The following is an 18,546-nucleotide window of genomic DNA, read 5'->3' on the forward strand; positions in this document are numbered from 1 at the left end:
GGCTTACAAGATTAGCATGCCGCCTGCCCGAAGTTGAATCCACGTCATAGAAGTCATAAACGTTTCGAAGCTGCCCAGTCCGGCGGCTTCGAATTCATTTTTTAGTTTTTCCAAAGGATAAGCCTCGGCATTGGAAGACAATAACTTAGGCATAACCTCCACAAGCCACTCACCAACAGCAACTTCGGTTTCAATTGCCCACTCCTTTTTCTTGTTGTAAAAAACCAATTCTGCTATTTCATAAATTTTCTTGCCTCGTTTTTCTTCGAACACAGACATTTCCGGCAAACTTCCCAGCCAGGTTACAACTGCATGGGGCCTGTTTGCGAGATCAGGAAGCTCGCTGATGCTCTTTTCAATGTAGTTCGGAGGAATAGAAGTCGGCGGCACTTTGAAATCAAACCACCTGGAATGTGGAAAATCCAGGCAAATACCGTGCATGTAATTGAAAAGCGACTTGCGCAAACCCTCAGCAAACAGGTCATGGTTGGCGCCCGTTGGATCATTGTGCTCCAAATCATTGTTCGCAAACTTGCCCATATCCGGCCCAATCCGCATCACATCAAACTCCTCCGGATGCAGACCAACGGGACTATGCGCCGTCATCGCAAACCGGTGCCAAAACCCTGATTGCACAATGCCAGCCTGAAACAATTGCCGGACCATTTCCAATGAATCAATCGTTTCCTGGGCCGTTTGCGTGGGAAAACCATACATTAAATACGCGTGCACCATAATGCCTGCCTGCGTAAATGCATCCGCAACGCGTGCGACCTGCGCAACGGTTACACCCTTTTTCATGCGTTCCAAGAGCCGGTCGGAAGCCACTTCCAAACCGCCCGAAATGGCAATGCATCCCGAAGCTTTCAGCAACAGGCAAAGGTCATGCGTGAAATTTTTCTCAAAACGAATGTTAGTCCACCAAACAACAGTCAGTTTTCTTCTGATAATTTCAAGCGCAAGATCGCGAAGCAATGCGGGCGGCGCAGCCTCGTCTACAAAATGAAAGCCGTTTTGTTGTGTTTGCGCAATGATCTCCTCAATGCGGTTGCAAAGCAAAGCCGCCGTCATAGGCTCATAACGTCTGATATAATCCAGCGAAATGTCACAGAATGAGCACTTCCCCCAATAACAGCCATGCGCCAAGGTTAGCTTATTCCACCGACCATCGCTCCAGAGCCGATGCATCGGATTTACAATTTCAATCACCGACAAGTAATCATGCAATGGCAAATCGCTGTAATCCGGCGTGCCCGTATCGCGCTGCGGCACATCCTTTTCCTTCGCGCCATTGTGATAAATGACCTCACCATTAACCCGCGAGTAAACGCGTTTGAGCTGCGAAATTTCCCTTTCTCCATCCAGATATTCCAGAAGCGAAAGCAAAGGCGCTTCACCGTCATCGAGACAAATGAAATCAATGTAATTAAAAACGCGCGGCTCTTTCAATGTGCGCAATTCCGTGTTGGGAAAACCGCCGCCCATGACGATCTGAATGTCGGGATAATGCTTTTTCAAATATTGCCCGCATTTGAAACCGCCGTACAGGTTCCCAGGAAACGGGACAGATATGCAGACGATGTCGGGCTGGTATTTTTGTATTTTTTGTTCCAAAACATGGGTCAATGTTTGGGACAAAAGCGTATCAGGCGCTTCCAATGCCGCTTCCATTTCGTCAAAACTCGTGGCCGACCTTCCCAATCGCTCCGCATAACGACTAAAACCAAAATGCGGGTCAACGGCTTCCTGAATGAGATCGCCCAGATCTTCGAGATAAAGCGTCGCGAAATGCCGCGCCTTATCATGAATTCCCATCGTCCCAAAAGCCCAGTCCATATCCTCCAACTGCTGAAAACGGCTGGCTTCCGGCAAATAACTGCGGTCGCAAATGCTGTGGGCTAAGGTTGGATTGATATTTTTAAGAAAACGAATAACCTGGTCAATCGTCGAAATGTAATCGTCTTTGAGTGAATAAATGCGGAAACTGTTCTCAGAAAGCTCAATGTCTGACGCGTCTAGATTATCAAAAAGCGTCCGCAGACCTTTGGAAGAAAACAGCTCCAAAATCACATCAATTCCTAAATCCGCCTGATAAGATTCCCTTCCCAGCGTATTCAAAAACCCCTTCAAATAAGCCGTCGCAGGATAAGGCGTGTTAAGCTGGGTGAATGGTGGGGTGATGAAAAGTGTTTTCTGATGCAAGACGAAGTGATTTTATGGATACAAAGGTACGACTGTAACAGAAAAAGATCGTCAATAATTTATCGCCCGATTGACGATGATTCTAGTATCTTAAACACCTCAACCCTAATTTCTCACATGCCTATCGCTTCCCCAAGTACACTTTTGAAGGTTATCACATTATGGCTTCTCTTGCTTTTAAGCAATCCGGCTGCTTTTGCCCAAACAAATAAAACTTACCCTCCATCAAAATTCCCCGACCGCATCATTCTCGGCTACAAAGGCGCTCCTCCAACATCTCAGGCCGTTAACTGGCGCACGGATTCAACCGTAACCAAAGGCGTTGCCGCAATCCATGAAGCAGATCCTTCACCGGATTTTGTGCCTAATGCTAAGATTGTGAATGCATTGACGCAATCCGTTAAGCTGGATGGAAAGCAAATACATTATCATGAAGTGAATTTTACGGATCTGAAACCTTCAACACAATATGTTTATCGGGTTGGCGATGGGGGAAATTGGAGTGAATGGTTTCATTTTACGACGGCTTCGGATAAAAATGAGCCGGTTTCTTTCCTTTATTTTGGGGATGCTCAAACGGAAATACGGTCACTTTGGTCGCGGGCGATCCGGGGTGCTTACGCAACATTGCCCAAAGCTGATTTTATGATTCATGCAGGGGATTTGATCAACCGTTCCAATGCCGATCACGAATGGGGTGAATGGTTTGAAGCAGGCGGTTGGATCAATGGCATGATTCCAAACCTGGCAACTCCCGGAAATCATGAATATTTTAAAGACACAGACAATGATCTGAAAGTCTCTCAGCACTGGCGACCGCAATTTGCATTGCCGGAAAATGGCCCGGAAGGCATGATTGAAACTGCATATTACATTGATTATCAAAACAATCGCTTCATTTTCCTAAACTCCGAAGAAGCTGATAACAGCATTCGGGCGATGAACCGACAAGCCGATTGGTTTGAAACCGTTGTAAAAGACAACCCAAATCGCTGGACAATTGTCGTGCATCACCATCCGGTTTATTCCACGAAACAAGGCCGCAGCAATGATCGCTGGCGCAGGAAAATGGAGCCACTTTACAAGAAATACAATGTGGATATCGTGCTGCAAGGACATGATCATTCATACGGCCGCGGCCTCAATATGCCAATCGGGCAAAGCCGACAAACACCGAACGGTCCCATTTATGTTGTGTCCGTAAGCGGTCCAAAAATGTATGACATTGGCTTACAAGATTGGATGGATCGCGCTGCCTCTAACACACAGCTTTATCAGGTTATTACCGTGGATTCTAGCAAGCTTGCGTTTAAAGCTTTTACCGTGAATGGCGATTTGTATGATTCTTTTGAATTGAATAAAGATAAAAATGGTAAAAATACGCTGGTGGAACTGGAGGGAATGCTGCAAATGAAGGAGAGACTGGAACTGCCGGAACATTATCTTAAAACATTCAAGGAGGCTGATTTAAGGGAGTATAATGAGCGTTTTCAGAAGTATAAAAGCAGAAAAGGGCTAAAATAATACCCATTTATTTCTTAACAGCCCAGAATATGGCGTTTTTAAAAATGGTTTTATAAGCATCACTTTCAAACAAAACCGGTGAATGTCCCATGAAAATGTAAATGTTCTTTGCCTTCTTTTGCGGGTTGGACCAAATAACCGGATGATCGCCCATTTTGACCTTTGAATCAGGTGAGTAAGTCGATTCATCGACGCTCGCAATCACATCCACATTAGGCCGCGGGCTTTTGTCATAAATATACCATTCTTCTTTTTTGACCAGAAAAGAAGCCGGAACGTCCTTCATTACAGGATGATTTTTCTTCTCAACATTAACGGTTCCAGCCGCAAAGTCGCCGATGTAATTTTTGTAACGGATTCCGCCCATGAAGTCCGAAAACCACGGCCAGATTTTATAACCATCAAATTCGCCCAATAATGTGGCATGATGAAATCCAATCCAGCCGCCTTTCCCTTCATCAATGTATTTTTCAAGTGCCGCAGATGCTTCTGGTTTCCAGGCATAAGGCACGTAATCCAGCTGAATAATGAGTTGATAGTTAGCCAGATAAGCCTCGTTGATCGCATCTGTTTTATCAATGTAATCAATGGCGAAATTCTCCTTTGCGGCCAATGAGTCCAGCCAAAGCCGCGCCCGCTTTGAATATTCAATATGATGCCCACCCGGCTCAGCCATCGCGAGAACTTTGAATTGCGGTGTTTTAGTTTGAGCCAAGACTACCGTGCAGGCCCATAAAAGCAAGCCCACAAGCAGATAAACGGAAAATTTCCCGGTAAAAAGTTTCATGATTTCAGGTGTTTAGGAATCAAAAACCATCCTTATTTCAGAACAGGTAATGTTATGCTGCTGCTATATTGTGCATTGTGGTGAATCGTAATTTTCGATTTCTGAAAATCCGCATCGTTGGCTTCAAAAATGTTCAAGAACTTCTGCGGATTCCGGTCCACCAATGGAAACCAGCTGCTCTGAATTTGCACCATAATGCGGTGTCCTTTTTTGAATGTGTGGGCCGTTTCATTCAGTTTCACTGTCACTTTTTCAATTTTATCTTTTACAAAAGGCTCTGGTTTTGAAAAGCTATTCCGAAACTTACCGCGAAGCACTTCTGCCCGAACCATTTGCTGATAACCACTCATATCCAATGCCTTATCGCCTTCCTTTGCACCCGAAACCGTTGTGTTAGCAGGCCAAACATCCATCACTTTTACAATAAAATCCGCATCAGAACCGGTTGTGGAAACCATTAAATTTGCAATGATTTCACCGGTCAATGTAACGTCTTCGGTTAAGGAATCTGTTTGAAAACTAAGCACATCCGGGCGTTTTGAAGCGAATCGCTGATCCTCGGCCATGTAAGCGTTATTCCTGTGGCTACCCGTTACACTTGTGTAAGGAACTGGGTTTGCGGGATCGCTTTCATAAGCTGTTTCACCAGATTTTGCAGCAGCCTTGGAAGTTGATAATGTGCCATTTGCATTCAAATAATAAGGCGTCGGCTGACTGTTTTTGGGCGGCCATACATCATAGTGTTTCCATTGATTTGAGCCCGTTTCATAAACCGTCACTTCCGGCTGGTCGAAATTGCCTTTTCCTTTTAGATAAAAATTAAAAAACTTCGTCTCGATCTCTTCCTGGAAATACTTATTCAAATCGCCGCCGAAATGATATTGGGCAAATGACTTCCACTGCGGCGCGGCCCAGCCACCATGCGTCCACGGACCCATTACAAGGCGATTATTGTTCCCAGGCGACTGCTTTTCTATGGCCGAATAAGTTTTTAATGCTCCGTATAAATCCTCAGCATCAAACCACCCGCCAACGACTAAAACAGCAGGTCTTATGTTTTTCAAATGCTTTTTAATGTTCCTGCTTTCCCAAAATTCATCATAAACCGGATGCGCCACAGTCTGCCTCCAAATGCTGTTTGGATCGGAAAAATAAGCGTCCGTATTTGCTTTTTTCAAAGGGCCGAAGTCCAGAAAATACTTGTAGGCGTCCTTATATTCAGCATTGAAAAACGGCTTGTAATTTTCTCCATTCGCACTTTTCGGGCCATCGAAACCGCTGTAAAAACCAAAATTATCCATCAGGAAAAATGCACCATTGTGATAGCAATCGTCCCCGATAAACTCATCTGACATAGGCGCTTGCGGCGAAACGGCCTTCAATGCAGGGTGCGCGTCAGGCAATGCGGCAGAAGAGTAAAATCCAGGAAACGAAATGCCCGATTGGCCCACATTACCATTGTTTTTTGTGTTTTTCAAAAGCCATTCAATCGTGTCATAAGTGTCGCTCGACTCATCCACATCCTTGCTACCCGATTTCTTCGCAATTGCAGGCGTCATTTCCCTAAAATTCCCTTCGCTTTTGTAACGCCCGCGCGCATCCTGATAAACAAAAATGTATTTTTCACGCATCAGATACACATTCGGCCCGAGGCTGCGGCGATATTTATTCACACCATAAGGCCGCACCGAATATGGCGTGCGCTGCATGAGAATCGGGTAAGTTTGAGACGAATCTTTCGGCGAGTAAATGGCCGTAAAAAGCTTTACTCCATCACGCATCGCAATGTATTGCTCAGTTTTAATATAGTTTTCTTTGATCCAATTTGAGTCCGGAGCTGCCGTATTTTGTGCCTGACAAATGCATGAGAAAAGCGTTAACAACAGCAATAGGAAAGGTTTATTCATGGCAGACGACAAATGATTGAAAATATAGTGATCAAAAATACAGAAGAAAGTGTTTGTCAAACGTAAAACTTTTTACCTTCCCAAATATTTGCCCTACACGTTTTTCAATGATCCGAATTCTTAAAAAATCCCTTATGATATTGTTTATATTGCTGGCATTGCTAGTCTTTGCCGGTTACATTTTTATAAATCGGCCGCAGTTCGGCAAACAACCTTCCGGCGCACGTTTGGAATTGATCAAAAATTCACCCAATTACAGGGATGGAAAGTTCCAGAATGAGAGCTTTACGCCGGATTTGGCCGAGGGTTACAGTTATGCAAAAGTGATGACCAAGTTCTTTTTTGGGAAAAGTAAATACAACATTCCGCCCGCAACAATCCCTTCGCAAAAAACCAATTTGCTGCATTTGAATCCTACGGAAAACGTCCTCGTCTGGTTTGGACATTCATCCTATTTCATGCAGATCGATGGCAAGACATTCCTCGTCGACCCGGTTTTCAGCGGCAGCGCCTCTCCCGTTCATTTTACTACACCAAGTTTCAAGGGAACAGACGTTTATAATGTCGAAGATTTCCCCGCCATCGATTATCTCCTGATCTCGCACGACCATTGGGATCATTTGGATTATACGACAATTTTAAAATTGAAATCGAAAGTCAAAACCGTCGTTACCGGCCTTGGAACCGGCGAACATTTGGAATTCTGGGGCTATAATCCGAAATCAATTATTGAAAAAGATTGGTATCAAGAGGCTGATCTAGGCAACGGTTTCAAAGTCAATGTCACACCCGGCAGACACTTTTCCGGGAGAGGTTTAAACCGAAATAAGGCATTATGGGTCTCATTTGCGCTACAAACGCCAACCATGAAAATTTTCATCGGAGGCGACTCAGGATATGATCAGCATTTCAAAAAAATTGGTGAAAAATTCGGCCCATTCGACCTCGCGCTCCTCGAATGCGGACAATATAACGAAGCCTGGAAATACATCCACATGATGCCAGAAGAGACGGTAACCGCCGCACACGAGCTCAGAGCCGCCAAACTAATGCCCGTCCACTGGTCCAAATTCTCCCTTGCCCTCCACGACTGGAACGAACCCATCCAAAGAGCCACCCTCGAAGCCAGAAAGCAAAACATGCCACTCGTAACGCCCATGATTGGGCAGAAAGTTAATTTGAAGGGAGAGAATGTGTTTACAGAATGGTGGAAAAGCCAAGCGTTGCAACCGCAGAATTAACCATAGCCACCGCAGGGACATTCAAGTTGCAAACTGAGTTGGAAGTTTTTAGATTGGTTTGTTATTATCTAAACACCTTCGATTATGACCCAGGAGCTTGTGGATAAAGTAAGGGCGTATGTGGCGGCAAGGAAAATCGAGCTGGAAAATGCCCCAAATTCAGCGGAAATGGCAAAAGCACATTTGCGAAAGATTGGATATCTCGATGAAAACGACGAGGTAAGTGAAGTTTACAAGGAAGGAATTCCTGATAATTGGAAAAGAGCCTGAGCTTCTATTCAACCTTTTGATTCGCACACTATTAAATAATAATGCATCCTTTTCATTACTGTAATGTGACTGTTTACGGCTTTCACGGCTGTAATACACAAGTCAAAAACAAAATTTTAAGCGGCTCTATAAAATTTGAGAGAAGCGCCAATAGCTATGATTGGTTAGGAGCTGGCGTCTACTTTTGGGAGAATGACTTCCTAAGAGCACTCGATTGGGCAAAAGAAATGCATGGTAATTCCGCTGCTGTTGTTGGCGCAAAAATCGAGTTGGGACACTGTTTCGATTTATCCAACTCCTTTGCAAAAAATCTTCTGCGATTTTCCTATGATGATCTGCTCATTGAATGGGAAAAAGCAAGTATGCCAGCTTTAAGAAATGAGCCTCATCCGAAAGGAAAGGGCAATCACGACGACCTTATCCTCAGATATCTTGATAAAGTTGTCATCGAAAATGCAGTGGTATTGGCTGACATGCTAGAACCTAATGTGCATTACGATACAGTCCGCGCACCATTTCAAGAAGGTTTCCCTGTCTACCCAGGGAGCACGTTTCGCGAGCATGACCACATTCACTTATGTGTTAGGAATCCTGAATTGTTGGTTGATTTGTTTGATCCTGAGTTAGTGGATTGAATCATTATTCAATTTTCAGTTCGGATTATTAAGCCAAAACAACTTCTTTCAATTTTTCGCCGAGGTCATGAATCGCATCTTCAAGCTTCTTGGCTTGCTGCTCAGAGGGAAATTTCGTTCCGGCAACGTAATGTCTTACTAGTGACGGATTAAGGCCCGCTCGCTTCGCCAATGCTCCAACCTTAATGTCATCAAAGAGTTCAAAAAATGCGCTTAAATCGTAGGCGTAATCAAATTCGAAATTTTTCGCTTTTAAATTGCCCCATTCTCCACTTGCTTGCCCTTCATGCTGAATGAAGTCTTCCAGCAAATCTCTTAAATTGCTCGTGATTTCTTCTAATGTGTTTCCACTCGTCACAGGCAAATAGTTAGGAACGTTTTCAATGCGTCCCCACAACTCGTTATCGCTCTTTTCTACAATGATCGTTAGTTTCATTTTTTCCCTATTTGAGGCCTGCTTGTTTGAGTATCTTTCTTAATGTGCCAATTGGAATATCCTTATGGCCATGACAAGCAACTGGAATCGTCTGTTCGCTGTCGGGATGCTTAAAAATACGGTGACTGCCTCGGCTTCTGACTTCCACCCAACCACGCTGTTCTAACAGCCGGATCAACTCTTTCGCATCCATGATTATATAGTGTGTTAAAAAAACAAAGGTCGCAAATTTGCGACCTTTGTCAAATATTTATTAATTATTTTTTATAAATGACTATCCCTTCCGCAAGGCCTTAACCTCCCGCTCCAACTCCCTAATCCGATCCTCCTGACGCAAAGCCTTCCGCTGCAACTCAATAAACTCGTCTTTGGTGATTGTTATTTGATTTGATTGATCTGATTTAATGAATACAGGTTCATCTCCACCTTGACCAAGCAACAGCCAATAGGGGTTTACATCGAAGAGCTCAATGACTTGGCTCATTGCATCTGCTGTTAAGCTTCCGGTTCCTTTTTCAATTCTATTGTATGTCGCTTGTGATACGCCAATCTTTTTAGCGAACTGAGTTTCACTAAGATTAAGACTTTCCCGAAGTTTTTTGACTCTTAAAACGTTAAACATCCAATAATACGAATCAATAAAACTTAAAATGATTTGAAATAAATCAAAATGAGTTATATTTGTGAAACACTATCTGTCTATCGCAAATTACACATATTATGCAAATGGAAACAACTACGACGCGCCAGCCGGCATTACCAATTAAGCAACGACTGCTTTTACGTTTTGGAAAAGCGAAAGGAATGGTGGGTCCGAAATGGAGGGACAAGCTTGCTAAACACGATCAGTTTTTTGACACCCGAACCGGTGAAGCATATATGCGTTCCGTTGCTCAGGCACTTTCAGATCCACGCCGTGGCGATGTGGACCGGATTGAGCGGGTTACTATTTCTTTGGAGGAAATTGCCGGGATTAATCAAACAAATCTCTGAAATATCGCTCCGGATTGTCTAATAAGCTTTTGGTTAACTGATAATGGTTTGTTTCCGTGTACTTTATCGTTTCAACCGGCGATTGGTCAAAATCAAAAATCACTGCACCGGGATAAGTTAATAGAATTGGGGAATGTGTTGCAATGATGAACTGTGCATTTCCGGCTTTCTCCAAACTATTAATAATCGACATGAATGCAAGCTGACGCTGCGGCGAAAGCGCTGCTTCGGGCTCGTCAAGCAAGTAAATGCCTCTGTTGAAGTTGTTCACAAAGAGCGACAAAAATGCTTCACCATGCGATTGTGCATGCAATGACTTGCCGCCATATGCATCCGAAAGGTCAAGAGAATCAACATATGTGGCGAAATTGAAGAAGCTTTCGCACGCATGAAGAAGCCGTTGGTTATTCGTTTTGGGCGCCAGGAAAGCCTCAGGAAATTGGAAAGATTTGATTCTGTTTCATAGAAATCATAAGCGTGATTTTGGCTTCCTCCGGCTGGATTGAAACCGCATTTAATGGCTATTGCTTCCAGGATTGTTGATTTGCCTGAGCCGTTTTCACCGACGAAAAAAGTTACGTTTGATGTGAATTCTAGGTCTAGACCTTTGGATAGGACTGGGATGCTGAACGGGTATTCGGATGGGTTGCCTAGTTCGGTTGTGGTGGCGTTGGTCAGGAATGGCATTGTTGTGTGTATTTTTTAATGTAACAACAAAAAAACCGCTTTAAGTAAAGCGGTTTTTGTAGTTTCTGAAAGCGCATTCCGCGCGGTTATGTGACCCATAGGGGAATCGAACCCCTGTTTCAACCGTGAAAGGGTCGTGTCCTAACCGCTAGACGAATGGGCCGACTGGTCTCCTACTTCGCGCGTTTTTTAAGCACTTTCTTTCACTTTTCGTTTCCGTTTTCCGAAATCGTGGTGCAAAGATGCACGGTGCGATTTTAAATTCCAAACTTCGGTCGGAAATAAAATGAAGTTATTTTACAGCATCCTCATAACCAGAACCTTCTAAGTGAAACTTTTTTTATTCAATGTCCCATGCCGTTAAATTGAGGTAACTTTCTAATTTTGGAATCTGTCGTTTTCAATTTCACTTCCTGGATTATATGATTAAACGTTTCTGCTGGTCACTGCTATTGCTTTTTTCCCAAATGGCAGTCGCGCAAAATAAAACGCCGGATGAGTTTCTCGGTTTTCCACTTGGTTCCAAATTCGCATTTCATCATCAAATCGTCGATTACATTAAGTTATTGCAATCGCAAAATACGGATCGCGTGAAACTGGTTGAATACGGCAGCAGCAACGAAGGGCGGCCGTTGATGGTGGCGTTTATTTCTTCGGCTGAGAACATTGCCAACCTTGAAAAAATCCGAACAAACCATTTGAAAAGCATTAAGCTGCTTGACGGAAAACCGGATGCCGCAACGCCGCCGATCGTTTGGATGAGTTATAATGTGCATGGAAATGAGTCTGTGTCGGCGAATACGAGCATGAAAGTCGTGTACGAATTGCTCAATAAGCAGAATGCATTAACGCAGGATTTCTTGAAAAATATGGTCGTTATGATCGATCCTTGCATTAATCCGGATGGTTATGACCGCTATACGCAATGGTATAACCGCGTTCAAAATGCGACGCCAGATGTTACGCCTTTTGGATTGGAACACGACGAACCGTGGCCTGGCGGACGTTTTAATCATTATTTATTTGACCTGAACCGCGACTGGGCGTGGCAAACGCAAAAGGAAACCAAAGAGCGAATTGTGCTTTATAACCAATGGATGCCGCATTTCCACGCAGATTTCCACGAAATGGGCCACACTAGAAGCTATTATTTCCCACCTGCTGCTAAACCTTTTCATAAGGATGTAACAGCCTGGCAGCGACAGTTCAACGATCTTATTGGCGAATATTGCCGCAAATATTTTGACAAAAACAACTGGGCATATTTCACACGCTACAATTACGATCTTTTCTATCCAAGTTACGGCGACACGTGGCCGACGGTGAATGGCGCTATCGGTGTTACTTATGAACAGGGAGGTGGCGGAAGAGCTGGACTAGGCATTGAACGCAAAGACGAACACGACACATTGACGCTCGTAAGCCGCATTTCGCATCATTATGCGACGAGTTTGGCCACGCTTGAAGCAGTGCTTTCGCAAAAGGAACGCATTGTTTCTGAGTTCATCAAGTTTCACGAAGATGCCGCCAATGCACCGGCTGGAAATTTCAAAACATACATTGTAAAAGCCAAAGGAAACGAAGAACGTATTCGGTCATTCAGCGAATGGATGAACCGCCAGGGTTTTGTTTATGGCATTGCAGGAAAATCCGCTTCCATAAAAGGGACGGAATTAACGACATTGAATGAGCAAGCCTTTAAAATAGAAAATAATGACTTATTAATCAGCGCATATCAACCTAAATCGAACTTACTTAGAATCCTTTTTGAACCAAAACCTGTGCTGGAAGACTCTGTGACATATGATGTTACGAGTTGGGGACTTGCTTATTTGTATGGTTTGAAAGCTTATGGTTTAAAGGAAAAACTTTCGCCCGCAACTTATCAAGCTGAGAAAATTGAGAATCCGATTCCCACTACTTCCCCTTACGCTTACCTGACGCAATGGTCTGAGGTCGAGCATGCTGCGTTTCTGGGGGATTTGTTGAAAAATGGAATTCTGGTAAAAAGCTCAAACATTCCTTTTGAAATAGACAAGACTTCCTTTGAAGCCGGAACGCTGATTATTCCCAAAAAAGGAAATGAGAATCTGGCATTTGACAAGCTGGTTACTTCTATTGCAAACAAACATTTTGTAAAATTAACACCGGTGCAAACAGGTTATGTCAGCAATGGTGCAGACTTTGGCAGCGATTACATTGTTTCGCTTAAAGCGCCAAAAGTGGTTGCCGTGACGGGAGAAGGCATCAGTGCAACTTCAATCGGCGCTGTGTGGCATTATTTTGAGCAGCAAATTGGTTATCCGGTAACTTTGGTTAATGGTTCTCGACTTTCAACATTGCCTTGGAATGAAATCGACGTATTAATCCTCCCAGACGGCAAATATTCCGATATTATTAATGACAAACAGCTTGAAGCACTTCAAAATTGGATCCGCAATGGTGGAAAAGTGATTGCTATGGAGCGTGCAACGGATGCTTTTGTAGGAAAATCAGGGTTTAATTTGACCAAAAAGATCACGGACAGAAAGAAAGAATCCAACAATTTCAAAAGATACGGCGATCAGGAAAGAGAAGATGCAGGAGACACTTCGCCGGGCAGCATGTTTCAGGTCACAATGGACACCACACATCCACTGGCTTTCGGCTGCGGAAAGGAATATTTCACCCTTGTCCGCGACGCGTATGAAATGGATTACCTAAAAGAGGGCTGGAATGTGGGTTACTTGACAGACACCGGCTACAAGGCAGGTTTCGTAGGAAACAAAATGACCGGAAAACTCAAAAACACATTAGTAATGGGCGTCCAGGACATGGGCCGGGGCCACATCGTCTACCTAATGGACGACCCCGTTTTTCGCTCCATGCTCTATACGGGCAAGATTCTGTTTAGCAATGCGGTGTTTAGATAAAATATCGAACTGCTAATTCATAGCCTCCCAGCCCCAACCCACAAATCATCCCCTTACAACGCGATGTAAGGTAACTGTGGTGGCGGAAGGATTCTCTTGCGTGGATGTTGGAAATGTGGACTTCTACGGCGGGTGTGGTTACAGCAGATAGCGCGTCGGCCAGGGCGATGGATGTGTGAGTGTAGCCGCCAGCATTGATCACGATGCCGTCAAATGTGAAGCCGACTTCGTGAATTTTATCGATTAATGCACCTTCGTGATTGGATTGGAAATAGTGCAGTTCAATGTCAGGAAAAAGACCTGTTAGTGTTTCCAAATAATCCTCAAATGATTGATTACCATAAACGCCAGGTTCGCGTTTGCCTAAAAGATTCAAATTAGGGCCGTTCAGGATCAGGATCTTTTTCATTCAATAATCAGATTAACAGTTCTTCTATGTGGCAAAGCTACATCAAACATTTCAAAAATTATCTTCGGCTGGAACGCTCCCTATCGGGCAATTCGGTGGAGGCTTATGTCCGGGATGTTGAAAAACTGGAAGAATATTTAGTGCTGGCAAAAATTGAATTGCCGCCAGCGAAGATTGATGAGGAGCATTTGACGGGCTTTCTGAAATATTTATCCGAGCTCGGCCTCGCTGCGCATTCTCAGGCGCGCATGCTTTCTGGAATCAAGGCTTTTTTCAAATATCTTTTATTGGAAAATGAAATTACAGAAGATCCAACAGAGCTTTTGGAATCCCCTCGCCTGCCGCGCAAGTTGCCAGATGTGCTTTCCTATGAAGAAATTGAAACCATGTTATCCGCCATCGATCATTCCACACCGGAAGGAACGCGGAACCGGGCGATCATTGAAGTTTTGTATAGTTCCGGGTTACGCGTTTCAGAGTTAACCGGCTTGCAGCTTACACATTGCTATTTCGACATTGGTTTTCTGCGGATTTTGGGAAAAGGTGACAAGGTGCGCTTGGTTCCAATTGGAAAAGAAGCCATCAAATACACGCAAATCTATCTGGAACACGTCCGCAATGAAATTGCACCAAAGAAGGATAGTGAAGACATTGTTTTTTTAAACCGAAGAGGCGGGCAGCTTTCGCGTGTGATGATTTTTTTGATGATCAAAGACATTGTAGAAAACGCGGGAATTCATAAAACTGTGAGCCCGCACACATTCCGCCATTCCTTTGCAACACATTTGATTGAAGGCGGCGCAAGCTTACGCGCCGTGCAAGAAATGCTTGGTCATGAGTCGATTACGACGACGGAAATTTACACCCACCTGGATCGCGACTATCTGCGGCAGGTTATCACCGAGTTTCATCCGCGCGGATAATTATTTAACCTCTTGCAAAAGGGAATCAAGCAAAAGAGAGTCGGAATCTGGCGTGGCGCCAGGCAATGCGCGGTTCAGTTGTTTTGGTTTATTCCACGGAGCGGTTGTGCGGCTAGACATGTCGTAAGAAATGTAGGCGAAAAGCGCGATGAACAAAACGGTTACGACGATGAAAATACTGCGGTTTTTGTTTGGTTTGTCCATTTTAATCGGCTTCACTCACTTGCTTGGGTGTTTTGTACAAGGTCAGCGTCCCTGTTTTGGCTGAAAGTTCTTCCCATTTAAGCCCTTCAAACTCAATGACGGCAACACTTCCTTTTTTCATCGAACCCAGATCCGTTCCTGACATATAACCAGCAAAATAGCTGATATCTGGGTTATGGCCGAACAACATTAATTTCGAAAATTCCTCTGAAACAGCATTGACAGCATTCATATAAGCAGTAGGTCCTCCATCGTAAATGTCTTTATCCAGCACCAACTCGTCTGCATTCATGCCCAATTTTTTCGCAATAATCTCAGCGGTTTGGTAAGCCCGAGGAGCCGGACTGGTTACGAAAACATCAGCGGCAATGTTCGAAGCAGCCAGCCAATCGCCCATTTTGGCTGATTCGTTGAGACCTTTCTCAATCAGGTTTCTATCGAAATCTTTAATCCGAAGGCTGTGATCCTCCGCAGTGGCATGACGAACGAGAATAAGCGTTTTCTTCATTTTTCTTTTTTTACCAAAAATACAGAATCCTGCTGTTTAAACCCTTGGAATAACCTCGAAAATCAGCTGGAATTTTTTGCCACTTAGCGTCTGGAAACAACCTTTCGACATTAATTATTCTACAATCCGCGACAATTAATCCGTATTTTTGTTTCTTACGTACCTATGAATAAAATCCCACTAGCAACATATTATGTTACAATTTTTTAAATATGTCCTCGCCACTCTGGTCGGCATAACCGTGTTTATTTTTGCTTCATTTTTCATTCTTGTTGGCATTGGATCAATGCTTTCCTCTGAGGAAAAAGTGGTTATTGAAGAGAAGTCAGTGCTTAAACTGGACTTGAACAAAGCGATTCAGGAAGTGGGCGTCGAAAATCCGTTTGCGGACATTGGCGGACCATTTGGCGATAATGAAAATGCAGTTGGTTTGAAAGACATTATCGAAGCCTTGAAAAGTGCTCAGAAAGATGACAATATCAAAGGCATTTATTTGAAAACAGAAGGACCGGAAGCGGGTTGGGCGACATTGGAAGAGATTCGGAATCAGCTTGTGGAATTCAAAAAATCAAAAAAATTCATCGTCACTTACGGCGAATCCTACTCTGAAAAAGGCTACTACATTGCTTCTGTGGCCGACAAGATTTATCTAAACCCGGCTGGCGGCCTTGAATGGAACGGCCTTTCGGCTGAATACAGCTTCTTCAAGGGAACATTTGATAAATTGGAAATCAAACCATTGGTTTTCAGGGTTGGAGAGTTCAAAAGTGCGATTGAAATGTTCTCTCGTAAGGACATGAGCGATTCGAGCAAAAAGCAGTCTGTTGAGCTCATTACAGCCATTAATGATAATTTCCTCAAAAATATTTCTGCATCACGTAAAATTCCGGTTGCTGAACTGAAAGGCCTTGCGGACTCACTGGCGGTTGACAATCCGAAAGCTGCATTGAAATACAAATTTGTGACCAATCTTGGTTATCAGGACGAATTGGAATCCTATTTGAAAAGAGATTTGAAAGTGGAGGAGAAGAAAAAAATCGCTTACGTTGGAGTCGATAAATATCTCAAAGGCGGTAGCAAAGTGGACGATGGCGATTTCAACAAACGCATAGGTGTGCTTGTGGCCGAAGGCGAGATTACTTCCGGCGACGGCAGCGATGAGAGCATTGGTTCAGACAAATTTGTAAAAGAACTGAAAGCAATCCGTGAAAATGACAAGATTAAAGCCATTGTAATCCGCATCAATTCCCCAGGCGGAAGCGCGCTGGCTTCGGATGTAATGTGGAGAGAAATTCAGATTACGGCCAAGAAGAAACCGGTTATTGCATCCATGTCTGATGTTGCGGCTTCTGGCGGTTACTATATGGCCATGGGTTGTGATAAAATCGTTGCTCAGCCAAACACCATTACAGGCTCGATTGGAATATTTGGATTGATTTTCAATGTTTCAGACTTCATGAACAATAAGCTGGGCGTTACTTTCGACGGCGTCGGCACAAGTCCACATGCGGATTGGCCAACTGCAACGCGTGAGATGACGGAATTTGAGAAATCAATGATCCAGAAAGGTGTGAATGAAGGTTATGAAACATTTACCAAAAAAGCAGCTGCTGGCAGAAAAATGTCGGTTGAAAAACTAAAAAGCCTTGCACAAGGCCGCGTTTGGTCTGGTGTGGAAGCGAAGCAAAACGGCTTGGTGGATGTTCTGGGAGGCGTTGATGATGCGATCAGAATTGCCGCAAAAGCAGCAAAATTAAATGAAGGTGATTACCGTGTTCGTTACTATCCAGAAAAGAAAAAGCCTTTCGAAGAGCTTTTCACCAAAGTAATGGGAGACAATGAGGAAAAAGCGACGACCAAAGCGCTCGGCGAACTTGCTCCTTATGCCAAAATGTATAAAAAATTAATGAATATGGGCGGAACGCAAACCAGAATGCCATTCAAATTGGTCATTCGGTAAGCAACCTTAATCGACGATTACTTTACCCGTTTTTTCGTCAAGTTCTTTTCTTATAACCAGGACGGCGTGTTTATTTGGAGCAATCCCAACGCCGTCCTGTTTTGCATAAACCTTGGTAAACTCAGCTCCGAAATAAAGGATAATGGACGAGTAATAAATCCAGGTTAGCAAGATCACAATGGACGCCGACGTGCCATAAGCTGCTCCTAAGTCAGATTGGCCGAGGTAAAAGGTGATTACAAATTTGCCGACCAAGAATAAAATGGCTGTAAAACTTGCGCCTACAATGCATTCCTTCCATCTCAATTCCCCGTCCGGTAAGACTTTGAAAATCACGGTGAATAATGATGTGATAATAGTAAGAACGAGGGCAAGATTTACAATGTAAAAGAGCACCACAGAGCCTTCGGAAAAGTATCTTTCCAATCGATTACTAAGCACGTCCACCAAGGCGCTTGCTCCCAGTGAAACAACAAGGAGAAAACCCAGCGTAAGAATTAAGGAAAAGGAAATGAGGCGGTTTTTAAGATATTGAAGCCAGCCTTTTTTGGGTTTGGATTTGATAGCCCAGATGTAATTAATCGAATCCTGCATTTCCGCAAAAACTCCTGTTGCACCAATCAGTAACGTCCCGATCCCAATCGCAGCCGCAATTCCTGATTTGTTAGAAAGTTCGGCATTTTTGAGAATCTCCTGTAATTGTATCGCTGCATTCGCTCCAACCAATCCCCGGATTTGTCCAAACAACTCGCCCTGAATGGCATCACGTCCAAAAAAAATGCTGAACACCGAAATGATGACCAGCAACATAGGAGCTAACGAGAATATGGTGTAATATGAAAGGGCGGCACTCAGTTTCAGCCCATTGTCATTCATAAATTCACTGAAACTTTCTTGGAGGATTGAGAAATACAGCTTTATTTTCTTCATGATTGCTTTTCTGACTAT

At 43.8% G+C, this 18,546-nt stretch carries 20 protein-coding genes and 1 tRNA gene; 8 read left to right on the forward strand and 13 right to left on the reverse strand.

What is annotated here, in order from left to right; translation table 11 throughout:
• Positions 1 to 3: 3 nt before the first annotated feature.
• The gene (locus LZG73_RS04080; RefSeq protein WP_233846332.1) at positions 4 to 2,202 is read right to left on the reverse strand and encodes a radical SAM protein; all 2,199 of its coding nucleotides are present in this window, start codon (positions 2,200 to 2,202) and stop codon (positions 4 to 6) included.
• A gap of 117 nt (positions 2,203 to 2,319) precedes the next feature.
• On the opposite strand from LZG73_RS04080, the gene LZG73_RS04085 reads away from it, so the two are divergent.
• The gene (locus LZG73_RS04085; RefSeq protein ID WP_233846334.1) at positions 2,320 to 3,726 is read left to right on the forward strand and encodes an FN3 domain-containing metallophosphoesterase family protein; all 1,407 of its coding nucleotides are present in this window, start codon (positions 2,320 to 2,322) and stop codon (positions 3,724 to 3,726) included.
• Positions 3,727 to 3,733: 7 nt separating this feature from the next.
• Here the strand turns inward: LZG73_RS04085 and LZG73_RS04090 are convergent, their stop codons facing one another.
• Together LZG73_RS04090 and LZG73_RS04095 are read right to left on the reverse strand one after the other, a co-directional pair.
• Positions 3,734 to 4,513: a ThuA domain-containing protein gene (locus LZG73_RS04090; protein ID WP_233846336.1), complete on the reverse strand. Its 780-nt coding sequence runs from the start codon at positions 4,511 to 4,513 to the stop codon at positions 3,734 to 3,736.
• A gap of 32 nt (positions 4,514 to 4,545) precedes the next feature.
• Positions 4,546 to 6,420, reverse strand: coding sequence for a CocE/NonD family hydrolase (locus LZG73_RS04095; RefSeq protein WP_233846338.1), 1,875 nt, complete (start codon positions 6,418 to 6,420; stop codon positions 4,546 to 4,548).
• 134 nt (positions 6,421 to 6,554) lie between these two features.
• Between LZG73_RS04095 and LZG73_RS04100 the strand changes: the two genes are divergently transcribed.
• The 3 genes from LZG73_RS04100 to LZG73_RS04110 all read left to right on the forward strand — a co-directional run bounded on the left by LZG73_RS04100 (position 6,555) and on the right by LZG73_RS04110 (position 8,566).
• A complete protein-coding gene (locus LZG73_RS04100) occupies positions 6,555 to 7,661 on the forward strand; it encodes an MBL fold metallo-hydrolase (RefSeq protein WP_233846339.1) in 1,107 nt (368 codons plus the stop codon).
• Between the two features lie 84 nt (positions 7,662 to 7,745).
• Positions 7,746 to 7,931 carry a hypothetical protein gene (locus tag LZG73_RS04105; RefSeq protein ID WP_233846340.1) on the forward strand — a complete coding sequence of 62 codons (186 nt, stop codon included), beginning with the start codon at positions 7,746 to 7,748 and terminating at the stop codon, positions 7,929 to 7,931.
• A gap of 41 nt (positions 7,932 to 7,972) precedes the next feature.
• On the forward strand, positions 7,973 to 8,566 hold the full coding sequence (locus LZG73_RS04110; RefSeq protein ID WP_233846341.1) for a hypothetical protein: 594 nt from the start codon (positions 7,973 to 7,975) through the stop codon (positions 8,564 to 8,566).
• A gap of 28 nt (positions 8,567 to 8,594) precedes the next feature.
• On the opposite strand, the gene LZG73_RS04115 is transcribed toward LZG73_RS04110, so the two are convergent.
• The 3 genes from LZG73_RS04115 to LZG73_RS04125 all read right to left on the reverse strand — a co-directional run bounded on the left by LZG73_RS04115 (position 8,595) and on the right by LZG73_RS04125 (position 9,624).
• Positions 8,595 to 9,002, reverse strand: a complete 408-nt coding sequence (locus LZG73_RS04115; RefSeq protein WP_233846342.1) for a helix-turn-helix transcriptional regulator — start codon at positions 9,000 to 9,002, stop codon at positions 8,595 to 8,597.
• Between the two features lie 7 nt (positions 9,003 to 9,009).
• Entirely contained in the window at positions 9,010 to 9,195 is a 186-nt protein-coding gene (locus LZG73_RS04120; protein ID WP_233846343.1) for a type II toxin-antitoxin system HicA family toxin, read from the reverse strand.
• A gap of 81 nt (positions 9,196 to 9,276) precedes the next feature.
• The gene (locus LZG73_RS04125) at positions 9,277 to 9,624 is read right to left on the reverse strand and encodes a helix-turn-helix domain-containing protein (RefSeq protein ID WP_233846344.1); all 348 of its coding nucleotides are present in this window, start codon (positions 9,622 to 9,624) and stop codon (positions 9,277 to 9,279) included.
• Between the two features lie 104 nt (positions 9,625 to 9,728).
• On the opposite strand from LZG73_RS04125, the gene LZG73_RS04130 reads away from it, so the two are divergent.
• Positions 9,729 to 9,995 carry a hypothetical protein gene (locus LZG73_RS04130; protein ID WP_233846345.1) on the forward strand — a complete coding sequence of 89 codons (267 nt, stop codon included), beginning with the start codon at positions 9,729 to 9,731 and terminating at the stop codon, positions 9,993 to 9,995.
• Here LZG73_RS04130 and LZG73_RS04135 read toward each other — a convergent pair.
• The 3 genes from LZG73_RS04135 to LZG73_RS04145 form a co-directional block, all read right to left on the reverse strand.
• Positions 9,976 to 10,266, reverse strand: a complete 291-nt coding sequence (locus tag LZG73_RS04135) for an AAA family ATPase (RefSeq protein ID WP_233846347.1) — start codon at positions 10,264 to 10,266, stop codon at positions 9,976 to 9,978. The two genes, LZG73_RS04130 and LZG73_RS04135, sit on opposite strands and share 20 nt — an antisense overlap.
• Complete coding sequence (locus LZG73_RS04140) at positions 10,263 to 10,682, reverse strand: AAA family ATPase (protein WP_233846349.1); 420 nt, start codon at positions 10,680 to 10,682, stop codon at positions 10,263 to 10,265. The genes LZG73_RS04135 and LZG73_RS04140 overlap by 4 nt, the downstream gene beginning before the upstream one ends.
• A gap of 91 nt (positions 10,683 to 10,773) precedes the next feature.
• Positions 10,774 to 10,845: transfer RNA gene (locus tag LZG73_RS04145), tRNA-Glu, on the reverse strand.
• Between the two features lie 259 nt (positions 10,846 to 11,104).
• Here LZG73_RS04145 and LZG73_RS04150 point away from each other — a divergent pair.
• Positions 11,105 to 13,594, forward strand: a complete 2,490-nt coding sequence (locus LZG73_RS04150) for a M14 family zinc carboxypeptidase (RefSeq protein ID WP_233846351.1) — start codon at positions 11,105 to 11,107, stop codon at positions 13,592 to 13,594.
• On the opposite strand, the gene aroQ is transcribed toward LZG73_RS04150, so the two are convergent.
• Positions 13,587 to 14,003, reverse strand: a complete 417-nt coding sequence (gene aroQ / locus LZG73_RS04155; RefSeq protein ID WP_233846353.1) for a type II 3-dehydroquinate dehydratase — start codon at positions 14,001 to 14,003, stop codon at positions 13,587 to 13,589. The genes LZG73_RS04150 and aroQ overlap by 8 nt on opposite strands.
• A 26-nt stretch (positions 14,004 to 14,029) precedes the next feature.
• Here aroQ and xerD point away from each other — a divergent pair, with 26 nt between their 5' ends.
• The gene (gene xerD, locus LZG73_RS04160; protein ID WP_233846355.1) at positions 14,030 to 14,926 is read left to right on the forward strand and encodes a site-specific tyrosine recombinase XerD; all 897 of its coding nucleotides are present in this window, start codon (positions 14,030 to 14,032) and stop codon (positions 14,924 to 14,926) included.
• Here xerD and LZG73_RS04165 read toward each other — a convergent pair whose 3' ends face one another.
• Together LZG73_RS04165 and LZG73_RS04170 are read right to left on the reverse strand one after the other, a co-directional pair.
• The gene (locus tag LZG73_RS04165) at positions 14,927 to 15,145 is read right to left on the reverse strand and encodes a hypothetical protein (RefSeq protein ID WP_233846357.1); all 219 of its coding nucleotides are present in this window, start codon (positions 15,143 to 15,145) and stop codon (positions 14,927 to 14,929) included.
• Positions 15,132 to 15,638 carry a histidine phosphatase family protein gene (locus LZG73_RS04170; protein WP_233846359.1) on the reverse strand — a complete coding sequence of 169 codons (507 nt, stop codon included), beginning with the start codon at positions 15,636 to 15,638 and terminating at the stop codon, positions 15,132 to 15,134. The genes LZG73_RS04165 and LZG73_RS04170 overlap by 14 nt, the downstream gene beginning before the upstream one ends.
• Positions 15,639 to 15,831: 193 nt before the next feature.
• Here LZG73_RS04170 and sppA point away from each other — a divergent pair, with 193 nt between their 5' ends.
• A complete protein-coding gene (sppA, locus tag LZG73_RS04175; RefSeq protein WP_233846361.1) occupies positions 15,832 to 17,598 on the forward strand; it encodes a signal peptide peptidase SppA in 1,767 nt (588 codons plus the stop codon).
• Between the two features lie 6 nt (positions 17,599 to 17,604).
• Here sppA and LZG73_RS04180 read toward each other — a convergent pair whose 3' ends face one another.
• Complete coding sequence (locus LZG73_RS04180) at positions 17,605 to 18,528, reverse strand: YihY/virulence factor BrkB family protein (RefSeq protein ID WP_233846363.1); 924 nt, start codon at positions 18,526 to 18,528, stop codon at positions 17,605 to 17,607.
• Between the last annotated feature and the right edge of the window lie 18 nt (positions 18,529 to 18,546).

It is taken from the genome of Dyadobacter sp. CY326, assembly GCF_021390515.1.
Classification (GTDB): Bacteria; Bacteroidota; Bacteroidia; order Cytophagales; family Spirosomataceae; genus Dyadobacter.

Bases quoted from the DNA above. Each gene is read 5' to 3' on its own strand.
- aroQ (WP_233846353.1), bottom strand. From the start codon at position 14,003: ATGAAAAAGATCCTGATCCTGAACGGCCCTAATTTGAATCTTTTAGGC.
- LZG73_RS04150 (WP_233846351.1), top strand. From the start codon at position 11,105: ATGATTAAACGTTTCTGCTGGTCACTGCTATTGCTTTTTTCCCAAATG.
- LZG73_RS04180 (WP_233846363.1), bottom strand. From the start codon at position 18,528: ATGAAGAAAATAAAGCTGTATTTCTCAATCCTCCAAGAAAGTTTCAGT.
- xerD (WP_233846355.1), top strand. From the start codon at position 14,030: ATGTGGCAAAGCTACATCAAACATTTCAAAAATTATCTTCGGCTGGAA.
- LZG73_RS04125 (WP_233846344.1), bottom strand. From the start codon at position 9,624: ATGTTTAACGTTTTAAGAGTCAAAAAACTTCGGGAAAGTCTTAATCTT.
- LZG73_RS04120 (WP_233846343.1), bottom strand. From the start codon at position 9,195: ATGGATGCGAAAGAGTTGATCCGGCTGTTAGAACAGCGTGGTTGGGTG.
- LZG73_RS04090 (WP_233846336.1), bottom strand. From the start codon at position 4,513: ATGAAACTTTTTACCGGGAAATTTTCCGTTTATCTGCTTGTGGGCTTG.
- LZG73_RS04115 (WP_233846342.1), bottom strand. From the start codon at position 9,002: ATGAAACTAACGATCATTGTAGAAAAGAGCGATAACGAGTTGTGGGGA.
- LZG73_RS04105 (WP_233846340.1), top strand. From the start codon at position 7,746: ATGACCCAGGAGCTTGTGGATAAAGTAAGGGCGTATGTGGCGGCAAGG.
- LZG73_RS04140 (WP_233846349.1), bottom strand. From the start codon at position 10,682: ATGCCATTCCTGACCAACGCCACCACAACCGAACTAGGCAACCCATCC.
- LZG73_RS04170 (WP_233846359.1), bottom strand. From the start codon at position 15,638: ATGAAGAAAACGCTTATTCTCGTTCGTCATGCCACTGCGGAGGATCAC.
- LZG73_RS04095 (WP_233846338.1), bottom strand. From the start codon at position 6,420: ATGAATAAACCTTTCCTATTGCTGTTGTTAACGCTTTTCTCATGCATT.
- sppA (WP_233846361.1), top strand. From the start codon at position 15,832: ATGTTACAATTTTTTAAATATGTCCTCGCCACTCTGGTCGGCATAACC.
- LZG73_RS04085 (WP_233846334.1), top strand. From the start codon at position 2,320: ATGCCTATCGCTTCCCCAAGTACACTTTTGAAGGTTATCACATTATGG.
- LZG73_RS04130 (WP_233846345.1), top strand. From the start codon at position 9,729: ATGGAAACAACTACGACGCGCCAGCCGGCATTACCAATTAAGCAACGA.
- LZG73_RS04100 (WP_233846339.1), top strand. From the start codon at position 6,555: ATGATATTGTTTATATTGCTGGCATTGCTAGTCTTTGCCGGTTACATT.
- LZG73_RS04110 (WP_233846341.1), top strand. From the start codon at position 7,973: ATGCATCCTTTTCATTACTGTAATGTGACTGTTTACGGCTTTCACGGC.